Origin of the sequence: Runella sp., from assembly GCF_027484545.1 — a bacterium.
Taxonomy (GTDB): domain Bacteria; phylum Bacteroidota; class Bacteroidia; order Cytophagales; family Spirosomataceae; genus Runella.
Genome location: NZ_JAIXST010000045.1, coordinates 1 through 12,734 on the forward strand (window position 1 = coordinate 1; position 12,734 = coordinate 12,734).

13 protein-coding genes are annotated in these 12,734 nt (G+C 42.3%); 6 read left to right on the forward strand and 7 right to left on the reverse strand.

Annotated elements, in window-relative coordinates:
* The first annotated feature begins 163 nt into the window (after positions 1 to 163).
* Positions 164 to 877 carry a hypothetical protein gene (locus Q0081_RS04095; RefSeq protein WP_298349657.1) on the forward strand — a complete coding sequence of 238 codons (714 nt, stop codon included), beginning with the start codon at positions 164 to 166 and terminating at the stop codon, positions 875 to 877.
* Between the two features lie 42 nt (positions 878 to 919).
* Here the strand turns inward: Q0081_RS04095 and Q0081_RS04100 are convergent, their stop codons facing one another.
* Positions 920 to 1,867, reverse strand: coding sequence for a hypothetical protein (locus Q0081_RS04100; RefSeq protein WP_298349658.1), 948 nt, complete (start codon positions 1,865 to 1,867; stop codon positions 920 to 922).
* Positions 1,868 to 2,155: 288 nt separating this feature from the next.
* On the opposite strand from Q0081_RS04100, the gene Q0081_RS04105 reads away from it, so the two are divergent.
* The 3 genes from Q0081_RS04105 (at position 2,156) to Q0081_RS04115 (ending at position 5,919) form a co-directional block, all read left to right on the forward strand.
* Positions 2,156 to 3,526 carry a dipeptidase gene (locus Q0081_RS04105; RefSeq protein ID WP_298349660.1) on the forward strand — a complete coding sequence of 457 codons (1,371 nt, stop codon included), beginning with the start codon at positions 2,156 to 2,158 and terminating at the stop codon, positions 3,524 to 3,526.
* Positions 3,527 to 3,664: 138 nt separating this feature from the next.
* Entirely contained in the window at positions 3,665 to 4,744 is a 1,080-nt protein-coding gene (gene fbaA, locus Q0081_RS04110) for a class II fructose-bisphosphate aldolase (protein WP_298349661.1), read from the forward strand.
* A gap of 92 nt (positions 4,745 to 4,836) precedes the next feature.
* The gene (locus tag Q0081_RS04115; RefSeq protein WP_298349663.1) at positions 4,837 to 5,919 is read left to right on the forward strand and encodes a hypothetical protein; all 1,083 of its coding nucleotides are present in this window, start codon (positions 4,837 to 4,839) and stop codon (positions 5,917 to 5,919) included.
* Positions 5,920 to 5,971: 52 nt separating this feature from the next.
* On the opposite strand, the gene Q0081_RS04120 is transcribed toward Q0081_RS04115, so the two are convergent.
* The 5 genes from Q0081_RS04120 to Q0081_RS04140 all read right to left on the reverse strand — a co-directional run bounded on the left by Q0081_RS04120 (position 5,972) and on the right by Q0081_RS04140 (position 8,835).
* The gene (locus tag Q0081_RS04120) at positions 5,972 to 6,265 is read right to left on the reverse strand and encodes a LytTR family DNA-binding domain-containing protein (RefSeq protein ID WP_298349666.1); all 294 of its coding nucleotides are present in this window, start codon (positions 6,263 to 6,265) and stop codon (positions 5,972 to 5,974) included.
* Positions 6,256 to 6,720 carry a LytTR family DNA-binding domain-containing protein gene (locus Q0081_RS04125; RefSeq protein WP_298349668.1) on the reverse strand — a complete coding sequence of 155 codons (465 nt, stop codon included), beginning with the start codon at positions 6,718 to 6,720 and terminating at the stop codon, positions 6,256 to 6,258. Before Q0081_RS04125 ends, Q0081_RS04120 begins: the two co-directional genes overlap by 10 nt.
* 36 nt (positions 6,721 to 6,756) lie before the next feature.
* Positions 6,757 to 7,752 carry a sensor histidine kinase gene (locus tag Q0081_RS04130; protein WP_298349671.1) on the reverse strand — a complete coding sequence of 332 codons (996 nt, stop codon included), beginning with the start codon at positions 7,750 to 7,752 and terminating at the stop codon, positions 6,757 to 6,759.
* 244 nt (positions 7,753 to 7,996) lie between these two features.
* Positions 7,997 to 8,389, reverse strand: a complete 393-nt coding sequence (locus Q0081_RS04135; protein ID WP_298349673.1) for a hypothetical protein — start codon at positions 8,387 to 8,389, stop codon at positions 7,997 to 7,999.
* Positions 8,390 to 8,448: 59 nt separating this feature from the next.
* The gene (locus tag Q0081_RS04140; protein WP_298349676.1) at positions 8,449 to 8,835 is read right to left on the reverse strand and encodes a hypothetical protein; all 387 of its coding nucleotides are present in this window, start codon (positions 8,833 to 8,835) and stop codon (positions 8,449 to 8,451) included.
* Here Q0081_RS04140 and Q0081_RS04145 point away from each other — a divergent pair.
* Both Q0081_RS04145 and mnmA read left to right on the forward strand, forming a co-directional pair.
* On the forward strand, positions 8,817 to 9,032 hold the full coding sequence (locus Q0081_RS04145; RefSeq protein ID WP_298349678.1) for a hypothetical protein: 216 nt from the start codon (positions 8,817 to 8,819) through the stop codon (positions 9,030 to 9,032). The two genes, Q0081_RS04140 and Q0081_RS04145, sit on opposite strands and share 19 nt — an antisense overlap.
* Before the next feature lie 605 nt (positions 9,033 to 9,637).
* On the forward strand, positions 9,638 to 10,741 hold the full coding sequence (mnmA, locus tag Q0081_RS04150; protein WP_298349681.1) for a tRNA 2-thiouridine(34) synthase MnmA: 1,104 nt from the start codon (positions 9,638 to 9,640) through the stop codon (positions 10,739 to 10,741).
* A 78-nt stretch (positions 10,742 to 10,819) separates the two neighbouring features.
* Here the strand turns inward: mnmA and Q0081_RS04155 are convergent, their stop codons facing one another.
* On the reverse strand, positions 10,820 to 12,094 hold the full coding sequence (locus Q0081_RS04155) for an anthranilate phosphoribosyltransferase (protein WP_298349684.1): 1,275 nt from the start codon (positions 12,092 to 12,094) through the stop codon (positions 10,820 to 10,822).
* Positions 12,095 to 12,734: the final 640 nt, after the last annotated feature.

Consider the following 12,734-nt stretch of genomic DNA (forward strand, 5'->3'; position numbering starts at 1 on the left):
GGTGTTCTGTTGTAGCTCCTTTAACAACATTAATTGTTCTTTTTCTAAGATTAATTCCATACCATACTAACGAAATCATACTCCCACTTTATTGCAAACCTAATTTAGTTCAGTATAAATGCTATTTTTGTTGGATTAACTGATAAAAAAACATTTTAACCGTATGAAAAAAGTTGCTTACCTGATGACTGTTGTGTTGTCATCAGCTATATTGACAGAAGTTTTTGCGCAGGATTTCATTCCTGCTTACGACCGGTTTTCGGGCAAAGAAACCTCCTACATTATGCTCGAAGACGGGTCAAAAGTGGAAGGTACCCTCGAAGACCTCGATCGTAAAAAAGGGTTAATTGAAGAAGTCGTTATCAAAGACGCAAGCGGCAAAAAAATTACGCTGAAGCCCGAACAAATCAAAGCCATGTATTTGATGCCCAGTGGTTTTTCAAAACTTTCTACCAATATGGACGTAGGTACCAAAGTAAAAAAATGGGATGCCAAATACATTGACAGCGAAATCATTAAGAAAGGGTATGCTTATTTTGAAAAAGCCAAAGTAGTCATCAAAAAAGACCAGGAAATGCTATTGATGCAATTGCTCAACCCCGGTTTTAACAGCAAAATCAAAGTATTCCACGACCCCTTTGCTGCCGAAACCATGCGGGTAGGCTTTGGCGGTATGACCATGGCCGGTGGTGACGATAAGTCGTATTACGTACAGGTAGGTGACTTTCCTGCCAAAAAAATCAAGAAAAAGGACTACGATGACGAAATCAAAGTCCTGTACTCCAATTGTCCTACCTTAGTGAAGAAAATCGGTGAAAAAATCCGCTGGACCGAATTTTCGCAGCACGTGTATGAGTTTACTTTTGATTGTCAATAGTAAAACAACAAGATACTGACAGGTAAAATGCGAGGTAGCGGGCTACCTCGCATTTATTATTTTGGTTTGAATTTCTTGCTTCCCATTCTCTATTTCAGCCTTCAACTCCGCGTATTCGTCCGACAATTTCATGATAAGTTCGTGCACTTGCCCCCGTATTGTCTGTGCACTCCCCAAGGATTGGTTAATTTGCTTTTGCACCATCCAATCCGAAAATAAATTATCAAAAAATATATCTGCAAAACGGTCAAAAGAAGACACATTTAAGTCTATAAAATAGTTTTGTCCTAAATCAGACAGTTCTTTTTTCAATTGTTGAGCATGGTACTGCAAACTGCTCACTACAGCACGCGCATCATCTAATCGGCCATGTTTAGCCATACTTGCAATCATACCACCACCCATCAAGTCCCACTGACCCCAATTTTGGGCCTTCGTCAGGTGATGAATCAGCCTTAATAACAACTCTTGGTATTCTTTGGCTGCTTCAAGGGCCTCATGAACTTCCTGAAAGTGAGTTTGAACAGCTTGTAATTGGGTATAACGCAGTTTCAACTCAGGTGCGATTGCGTGATTGGCAATGAACATCATCGCTAACTTGTTTTCAAGTTTTATTTCCAACTCTTTGTCTGTCTCACCCAATTGCTCAAGACGGTGCTTTACTTGGCTCAATTCTTGGCGAAGTAATTCCAACGTACGCTTTGTTTCATCAAAGAGAAGTTGTGCTTTCAGTGCTTCCTGCCGTTCTTTTTCAAGTTGTTGTTCTTTACTGCCTAATATGGTATAAAACAGTCCCGTGAGCGATAGCGATTCGAGTTTACTCACATCAGCTTCTTCTTTTATAAGTTGTTGGCTTTGCTCCTCTTCCAGTGCTTTCTGTTGCGAGAGTTCGTTTTGCAATGCAGGCAAACGCTTCATAAGCCATTGCTTTTCTGAAACCTGTTTTTGGAGTTGTATTAATTCGTTGGTAAGATGTAAGTACTCTTTCATTGCTTTAATTTTTTCCCAAATAAATAGTGAATATCGGTTTAAGCTGTTAAAAATGGGGCAAACGGATTCCAACAGACAAGAACGGTATTTGTCAGGCATTTGCTCAGGGAAATAGTACTAAGTTTTATGGTAGTCTTAAATCTGCAACTATCAGAAAAATTATTACGCACTCATCCTTTCCATTATTCAGATTATTTTTACTTCAAATAAATCGTTAGAATCGGTTTACACCGCTAACTTTGGGGCCAATGGATTTCTCCAAACAAGAACCGTATTTATCCCAATCAAATGAAAGCATACATCGAACAAAACAAAGATAGATTTCTGAGTGAACTACTTGATTTACTCCGTATTCCATCCGTCAGTGCCGACCCTAAGTTCAAAAACGACATGCGCCGCTGCGCCGAAGCCGTCAAAGAAGCGATACTCAAAGCCGGGGCTGATTTAGCCGAAATCCACGAAACGCCCGGGCATCCTGTCGTGTACGGCGAAAAAATCATTGACCCTTCGTTACCAACCGTCTTGATTTACGGCCACTACGATGTGCAACCCGCCGACCCGTACGAGTTGTGGGATTCGCCTCCGTTTGAGCCGGTCATCAAAAACGAACGCATCTACGCACGGGGTTCCTGCGATGACAAAGGGCAGTTTTATATGCACGTCAAAGCCCTCGAAACGATGGTGGCTACCAACACGCTGACCTGCAACGTGAAAATCATGATTGAAGGCGAAGAAGAAGTAGGGTCGGATCATTTGGGTACGTTTGTCCACGAAAACAAAGAAAAGCTCAAAGCCGACGTCATCCTGATTTCAGATACCAGTATCATTGCCAACGATGTCCCTTCGATTGAAGTAGGTTTACGCGGATTGACCTATCTGGAAGTGGAAGTAACAGGAGCCAATCGCGACCTGCACTCAGGGGTGTACGGGGGAGCAGTAGCCAATCCTATCAACATTTTATGCGAAATGATTACGTCCTTGAAAGACGAGAATAATCACATCACCATTCCCAGTTTTTACGACAAGGTACAGGAACTCAGCACGGAAGAAAGAGCCTCTATCAACGAAGCACCGTTTGATTTGGAAGAATACAAACGCGATTTGGTCATTGATGAAATCGAAGGAGAAACGAGTTATACCACCATTGAACGTACCGGCATTCGCCCCACGTTGGATGTCAACGGGATTTGGGGTGGTTACATCGGCGAAGGTGCCAAAACGGTATTGCCTTCCAAAGCCTACGCCAAAATCAGTATGCGCTTGGTGCCCGACCAAAACAACGACGAAATTTTAGAATTATTTACCCAACATTTTCTTTCGATTGCGCCGCCTTCGGTCAAGGTAAAAGTGAAGCCTCACCACGGCGGATTGCCTTACGTTACGCCCGTTGATTCGTTAGAATACCAAGCGGCCGAGCTCGCCATGAAAGAAGCATGGGGCGGTAAGCAACCGGTTCCTACGCGCGGCGGAGGCAGCATTCCGATTGTTGCGTTGTTTGAACAGGAACTGGGATTAAAGTCTATTTTGATGGGTTTTGGCTTGGACATTGACGCGCTCCACTCACCCAACGAAAGCTACGGATTGTTTAACTTTTACAAAGGAATCGAAACTATACCGCTGTTTTTCAAGCACTATGCCCAATTAAAACAGGGGGAATAAAGAAGCAAACACTCGCTGATTGGAGTTGCAAAGCGCGGATTTTTTACTAAAAAAGCGCTACTTTGCAACTCCAATTCGTATATAAGAGGAAACCCACTGTAAAAATTAAACATTTTCCCCAAAAAAGACTATTCAACTATGAGCGAAACCAACACTCTATTCAAAGCGGGAGTCGTAACCGGCAATGGTGTCAGCGAAATTTTTCGTCATGCCAATGAAAACGACTACGCTCTTCCGGCGGTCAACGTAGTAGGTACCAACTCTGTAAACGCAGTATTGGAAACTGCGGCGAAAGTAAACTCGCCCGTTATCATTCAGTTCTCTAACGGCGGCGGTATTTTCTACGCTGGCAAAAGCCTTTCCAATGCCAACCAACAGGCCGCAATCGCAGGTTCTGTTTCGGGTGCCATGCACGTTCACCAAATGGCTGAATTGTACGGTGTCCCCGTTATTTTGCATACTGACCACTGTGCTAAAAAATTATTGCCTTGGATTGACGGTTTGCTGACTGCTGGTGAGAAATTTTATGAGCAGCACGGTAAGCCTTTGTACAGCTCACACATGTTGGATTTGTCGGAAGAGCCGATTGAAGAAAACATCGAAATCTGTGCGAAGTATTTTGAACGCATGGCCAAAATGGGCATGACCCTCGAAATTGAGTTGGGTGTAACGGGTGGTGAAGAAGATGGAGTGGATAACTCAGATGTAGATAGCTCAAAATTGTATACGCAACCCGCCGAAGTAGCCTATGCATACGAAGAGTTGAAGAAGATTTCGGATAATTTCACCATTGCCGCTGCCTTCGGAAACGTACACGGAGTTTATAAGCCGGGCAATGTGAAACTTTCTCCTATCATCCTGAAAAACTCACAGGATTATATTCAGGAGAAATACGGAACGGGTCCGCTTCCTGTCAATTTCGTATTCCACGGCGGCTCGGGCAGCAGCCGCGAAGAAATCCGCGAAGCCATTCAGTACGGTGCCATCAAAATGAACATTGATACCGACATGCAATGGTCAACTTGGGAAGGCATCCTGAAATATTACAAAGACAAAGAAGGGTATCTGCAATCTCAATTGGGCAGCCCGGAAGGCCCTGATTCTCCTAACAAAAAATACTACGACCCGCGCGTATGGTTACGCAAAGGCGAAGAAAATATGATAAAACGCCTCATGGTTGCTTTTGAAGACCTCAATTGTATCAATAGATTGGCGTAACCTTATGGCTTGATTTTTGCACTAAAAAAGCGGATGAAATTAATTTTTCTCCGCTTTTTTACTTTACCCCAAATTTCTTTTATTTTTAGTGCATGAACGACTCTGTACTGCAGTATTATTTGCCCCATCAGCTATCCCCCAAACGTCTTGACCGCTACTTAGCCTCGGGCTGGTTTCGGACGGTAAATATGTTGTTCAGAGCCAAAGTAACGTGTTTTGACAATGACATTTGCTCCCCCATAAATATTCGAATAAACTTAGACGAACACGAGCATTCAAAGCGCCTTCGCAAGTTACTGAATCGCAATGGGAAGCTTTTTCGGCACGAAATTCGCAAGGCAACCATCACCCGCGAAAAAGAGGAACTTTTCCATCAGCATCAACGCCGCTTCCGAAGTTTTTTAAGTAATTCTTTGGAAGAATTTTTGGTGCTTACCCCCCGTTTTGACACCTACGAAATCAACGTTTTTGACGAAGACCGACTGATTGCCGTCAGTTATTTTGATCAAGGACACAACAGTCTCATGAGTTTGCTGGGACTTTTTGACCCGGGCTACTCTTCATACAGTTTAGGTATCTATACCATGTTGTTGGAAATGGAATACGCCAAGTCTACCGAACGGCAATGGTACTATCCCGGCTACGTACACGAGCGTCCATCCATTTACGATTATAAACTACGTTTGGGCAAAACCGAGATCTATGACTGGCAAACCAAACGATGGCTGCGTCATATTGACCCCCATAAATTACCCAACTGGGCCGACCATATTAAGAATCGCACCTACGCCCTGGAGCACGCCTTGGAAGCGGTAGAAATCAGTTTTCAGCGCAAAGTATATCTGTTTTTTGGGTGGCATTATTTCAATTCGCTCTACGAGCAACTGTTCCACTGCCCGCTCATGCTCCTTTTATCCGATGGGCGCGTGATCGCGTACGATGTGGAACTTGACCAATACATCTGTGCAAAACTGGAAATCTACGTTCCGTTTCGAGATATTCAAATGACGTTAGCGCCCGATTTTGATGCCAATGCCCACCATACGGACGTGATGAGGGTGGTTGAGTTTTCGTACAAAACATCCAGCGCTACCGATATGATTAATTTTGTCTGGAAGACCACTTATCCACAACAGGAAATCAGTTGGTGGATAAAGTCTCGTTTGATGAATTAATACGACTTGGAAAGTTTGCTTCTGCCTCTCCTGAAACTTTCCAAGTCTTTTTCTACACGTCCAACCATTTTTTAAAAATTTCTGCTTTTTCACGGCTTACGTATATATCATCGTCGTCTCTGTCGCGCAGTTTGATTTTGAGCCGCCCGTTGAAATGCGACTCAATGCGCTCGATGGCCGATAATTGACTGAAATACTTGCGATTGAGTCGAAAAAAATATTTCGGATTCAACTTTTGTTCCAACTCATCCAGCGTATCATCGACAAAATACTTTTTTCGGTCGTTGGTCACTAAAAACACCACTTTGTCTTCGGCATACAGGTACGCTACATTTTCTACGTCCACGACCGCGCTCCTGCTTTCAACAAAAAACGCGTTTTCCACTCGGTCTTTTGCCCCAACAACGTCTCCAGTACTTTCCCGATTTGGTCCTGAGAGGTCGCTTGCTGTTGACTTTTGAATTTATCCATGGCTGCTTCCAGCTCATCCTGCTCAATGGGTTTAAGCAAATAATCAACGCTGTTGACTTTGAAAGCACGGATAGCGTACTCGTCATAGGCGGTAGTAAAAATAATGGGTGCCTTCACCTCGACCTGTTGAAACAGTTCGAATGAGAGCCCATCGGCCAGTTGAATATCCATCAATATCAAATCAGGCTGCGGATGTTCATTGAACCACTTTACCGCACTTCGTACGCTTTCGAGTTTGGCCAAAATTTCGGCGGCAGGTTCAACCAATTTTACCAAGGATTCAAGGCGTTTTGCAGCCAGTGGCTCATCTTCGAGAATTAAAATTTTCATAATGGACGATAGTGTTCGGTTCAATTTTATTGTGGGTTATACAAACGGGATTCTGACTTCAAAAAAAGCAGGATTTTCTTCCACTTCCACTTTTTTAGAAGTTACCAAAGCGTAGCGGCTCTTCAGATTGCTCAACCCTATTCCCGTTGATTCTAAAAACTGCTTGTTTTTAGGCTGAAAACTGTTGCTGACAGCCACATATTCATTCTCCGAAAACACACTGATTTTCAATGGTTTTTCACTGGAACATTCGTTGTGTTTAATGGCATTTTCGACCAATGTCAACAGCCCTTGCGTAACAATCTGACGCGTCAGTTCTTCTTTCGGGACCGTAATTTCATAGTAAAGATTATCGCCGAAACGCATCTTGTGAATAAATAAATAAGCTTCTACAATTTTGAGTTCCGTTCCCAATTCCACGGTAACACGGTCGTTGTTTTGCAGGTTGTACCGAAATACTTTTGAAAGCCGTTCTACTAAATTGACCGCATTTTGAGGGTCTTCGGGAATGAGGGCACTCAAAATATTAAGCGAATTGAAGAGAAAATGCGGGTTCACCTGATTTTTGAGGGAATCGTATTCTGCTTTGAGTAAGGCTTGGTTCAATTGTTCCTGTAGCAATAACGATTTTTTCCACCGCTCGGTCATAATCTGAATCATGTAAACAGAAGTAAATGCAAAGGTCATAATCACGTACGTCATTGAGCTCATCAAATAAGCACGCGGCGGCATGTGTTCTTTGTTTAACAAGCCCATCAAGAACATGACACTGCAAGCCATTACGACGGCTACTGTCATCGTCATTAGGGCATACCTGCCCAGCGTTTTTTGTACACTCCAATCAGCGGCCCGTTGCATCAAACGCGGTATCAAATACCCTTGAATTAAGCTGATCAGATACGCAGACACTATGATTGCAAATGCCCACTTCCAATTGATAACTCCTTTTTTCAGATCCGTATTGATTAAAAGCATGACCAAAACACCCACACTCCACAATACTGTATCGGTACGACTGAATTTTACTTTCATTTCAACAAAATTTACAAGACAAATCCTTCTTCATTATTTATCAAAAATAACGTTTGTCGGCAAGTATCAATCAGGAAATCAGATGAAGTGTGAAATAGGAGGAGTCAGGAGACAGGAGTGAGGAGTGAGAACCATGCTTCCAGTACGGCGTGTAGAAATGTATACAAAAAATCAGGCGGTCAATAATAGACAGGAAACCTGCTTATTACTAACCGCCTTGGGCAAACTTAACCTATTTGGACAATTATTCTACAGTCACTTGGCGTTTAACTTCCACTTTTTTAGAGGAAAGATTCAATTGTTTTACGACACGGTTTTTACCCGATACGATTTCCAATTGGTAATTACCATCTGTCAAATCACTTACGTTAATTTTAGCGGCATAAGCCATTTCGCTTTTACCGATTGTTTCGGCAAAAAGTACTTGGCCTTCGTTATTTTTCAGGGTAAGATACACTTTTTGAGGGGCATTTTTCTTGATGGCTACTCGCAAATTGGCGTCGGCGGTTACAAATGCGCTGCTTTCAAAAGTAGCTTCCGGACGGTTGTTCGAAGTTTTATCTTCGGTAGGGTGAGCAAATGCCACAGTGGTGGTAAGCGCTAAAGCGCAGGCGATTGATTTGATGATGGTTTTCATGCTGATTGTTGTTTTAAAATTGGCTGTTGTTAAAAAAGAAAATTAATTTACTGTAATCGTTATTTGCTCAATTTCACACTGCGCAAAGTAGCTTCTTCTTTTTGAGACTTGATGCTTACCTGCCTCTGAATCTTGTCTTTTCCGGCAGCTACTTCCAATGTGTAGTTCCCTTCAGCAAGCTCACTTACGTCGAAACGAGCATCAAATTTTTCAGAATTTTTACTCATAACTTCTTCGTGAATCACGTTTTGTTTGGCATCACGCAACGTAATGATTGCTTTTTCGCCAGTGCCTTTACGAACGGCCATCTGAATTTTTGAATCTTTGGTGGTAAATACACCGATTTGTAATGGTTTTGCTTTTTTGTCTTCGGTAGGATCAGAAGCAAAAGCAACGGATGAACTAAGCGCTAAAGCGCAAACGAGGGTTGTTACAAGCGTTTTCATGGTTTTTTGTTTTGGCTGTGTTGCGGATTACCGCGTTGGTTGTTAAAAAAATTGGCTGTGAAAATTTACTGTTACTTGTTTTCTTTATGGCTGTTATCACTCTTTACTTTTCAATGGCTGTTGGTACTGCTTTACTTTGTTTCTTTATGGCTGTTGGTACTTTTTCAATGGCTGTTAAATCTTTTTGTCCTGATTGACGATACAAAGTTGCTTGTTTTATCTGGTACTATGCAATACAAAGTACACGAGTGGTACTTAAACCGGATGAATGGCTGAATACCTTACGAACTTGATGTGCGGGGAAAATCGGTATGACAAAAATTTGTTTCCATGGCTGTAAGAAAAATGTTTTTAAATGGCTGATAGTGATTACTCGTGCTTTACTAAAAGGTTACAATTTGTTTCCTGTATTATTTCTTTCAAAGGTCGTGCCATCGCAAAACAAAGGGATATCTATTTGATAATCAACCTATTTTAGTTTTGGCTTTTAGTTGAATTTGTCCGAAATCGAACAGTTGGTTTTACAATATCGGACAATTGGTCTATTTGAATACTACTGGAAAAACCTTTTATTTTCAAACGCAAATGAATGATGCAAATGTATAGCCGAACGTTGCATGGAGAAAGAAAAAAGTGTTAAATCATCCTTTTCAGGGGATGAAACGCACAAAAAATCTGTCAAGCCGTAAATAAACGAACTTTAAAAATGAGAGAATCGTTAATATTTCCGTGGTTAAAGCAGCAACCACTACCTAATTATAAACCAAAATCGGCGGACTTTGAATCCGTTTAGATCGTACCAATGAGCAAACACGGACGCATTTTGGTCGCCATGAGCGGCGGCATTGATAGTTCTTTGGCAGCAGTACTGCTCCACGAACAAGGATACGAGGTCATCGGTATGACCATGAAAACCTGGGATTACGCCAGCAGCGGCGGTTCCAAAAAAGAAACGGGCTGCTGCTCGTTGGATTCCATCAACGACGCCCGCACCGTGGCCGTAGAATTGGGTTTCCCGCATTATATCTTAGACATCCGCAACGAGTTCGGCGATTATGTCATTGACCACTTTACAGGTGAATACTTGGAAGGGCGCACGCCCAACCCCTGCGTATTGTGCAACACCCACATCAAATGGGATGCCCTGCTGCGCCGGGCCGACCGTTTGGAGTGTGAATTCATCGCCACGGGTCATTACGCCAACGTCCGTCAGGAAAACGAGCGATTTATTGTCTCCAAAGGAATAGACACGTGGAAAGACCAAAGCTATGTATTGTGGGGCGTGTCGCAGGAAAGTTTGGCCCGTACGCAACTCCCACTCGGTCATTTACGCAAAACTGAAATTCGTGAAATGGCCAAAGAGCGCGGCTTTATGGATTTGGTCAACAAATCGGAAAGCTACGAAATCTGCTTTGTACCTGACAACGACTACCGAGGTTTCCTGAAACGCAGGATGCCCGAATTGGAAAGTCAGGTGATGGGCGGAAATTATATAATGCAGGATGGAACCAAAGTAGGCACCCACGAAGGCTATCCTTTTTATACCATTGGTCAACGCAAAGGCTTAGGCATTGCGCTGGGCTACCCTGTTTTTGTGACTGAAATTCGCAAAGAAACCAATGAAGTAGTATTGGGACGCGACAAAGACTTAGAACGCGACGGCATGGTTGTATCGAAATTGAATCTTCAAAAATACGCCCGCATCGAAGCTCCGCTTGAAACCGTCACAAAAGTGCGTTACAAACACGATGGTTCACCAGCTACTATTATTCAGGAAGCCGATGACCGTATCCAAGTGCTTTTCCACGAACCCGTCAGTGCGATTGCTCCAGGGCAGGCAGCCGTTTTTTACGAAGGCGACGATGTAGTGGGAGGTGGTTGGATCAGCAAAAGCTTCCGGCAGTAAAGATTTTTAAACCATATAAGACATATAAGTAAAATCCCTTATATGAACTTATATGCCTTATATGGTAAAATAAAAAAATCAATACCCGATCTGGCTCTCAATCCAGTCCAATCCACGCATATACAGGGCTTTGGCATAGTTGATTCGATTATCAAAATCGGCGTAATCGGTACGGCCGTTATGAAGGTATTTACGAATAAGGGTCGCGTTGATTTCAGCCGTTGGATTAGCTATCTCATCGTCGGTCTCTGTTCGAAATTGTGCAAAAGCGGGAAAATCATGCTCTAAACGAGTAAAAAATAGGTGTCCGTTGGAATTACGCACGGCACACAGCAACCCGCTTGCTTTGGAAGTGGCCGGAGCAAGACTTCCTTCCAAACCTCGCTTCAGCACCATCACACCATCAAATCCCGCCATAAGGGCCAATTCGGCCATTTTCATTTGGTAGGTAATATGAAATACCGATGTGACCAAAATCCGCGCTCCGCAGGGATTCAGTACCTTTTCGAGCGTGGCAAAAAACGGTCGTTTGAGTGAAGTGCGTCGCCGTTCCACCCACCCATCCAAGGCAGGTGACAGCGATTTTTGGTCCAACACCCAACCAAACGTCGGATTCATTTCCAACAATTCGTGATTGTCAGCCAACAACCAACTTCCCATGTACAAATAAAGGTCGTGTGAATTGAGGCCATATTTAGGGCCCGACGAACGACTGAGCGCCGTTACAGCATTGTAATTTCGTTCCTGAAAAAAATAAGCCAGTAGCGGAGTAATCATGTATGAATGTTCAACTCCGTCAAAGGGTTCAGCCAACTGCACAATCGGCAATTTGGTTTTCACATGCCGCTGAAAGCCGGGGGTGTAGCTGCTTTTTACCGCTTCGTGCAAACCTTCGTATTCGTCATTGGTTTCATAACGCACCCGCAAAATACTTACTGCCATACCTTTGAAAGATTCGCACGATTCATTATTGAGCAGAAAATCGCCCAACTGATGCGCTTCAGATACTTGCAGAGAGTGACCATTCAACAACTTTACGCCAATTGGGAAAAGCTGCGGAGGCAAATCGGGACAAAGTTTGTTGAGAAAAAAGACAGGATTAGTAAAAGCGTGTTTACCTATATAGGATTCCAATTTCAACTCTGCGTCGGTCGGGCCTTTCATCATCAACGCCCCAAAAAATACCCCTTTCTGTAATTCATTGGCTGTTCCACTTTTTAACTCCTGCAAACACTCCTCTACCAACTCCGGAGAGAGCGGTTTGCTGCCGTGCTTGCCGATACCCACCTGACGAATTCCTTTCGCAAGTGCCGCATCTAAATTGTATTTTATAGCGAAATCAGGTGTATTCACAATTACTTAAAAATTACTTAGTTGTAAAACTAAAATTGCACTATTTTACAATATCAATAAACAAAATAATACTTTTTTAAAGAAAATTTTATAGAAAATAAAGAATTTTTTGTTTTTTACCCAAAAAACAAAACTAAAATTTGGCACATTTGCATTTTCACCCTACTTTTAAGTACTATTTTTAAGCAATAGTAAATAACAAATTATATTTTGACAAAAAGCGAGAGTAAATGTATAAACTTTTTCGATAATCTACTTTTTAAGAACTATATTTTTTAATTAATGAATTTTAAGAAATTAGCAATTAAAAAAATACACTATATACGTTCTGGTATTTTTTGAAGAAATTATAAATAACCCACCAATTAACACAGGTTGCTCTTACGTGAATTTACAGCGGCGTTGGCGGACATTGTTGGTAAGAAAAAAAGAAAACCCTGCAGAATGGCGATTCTGTCGGGGCTAATCAGAAGTTTTAAATTAGGGATTAACTGAAAACGTTACAAAACTATAAAAAAATTGGTACTGGATTAGTGAGTTATGTTAAGTATCTTTGTTGAATGGACATAGATTTTGAAAAATATAAAGGCTTACACTACTGTGACAATGCAAATTGTAAGTTTTACGAAAAAATAGGCAC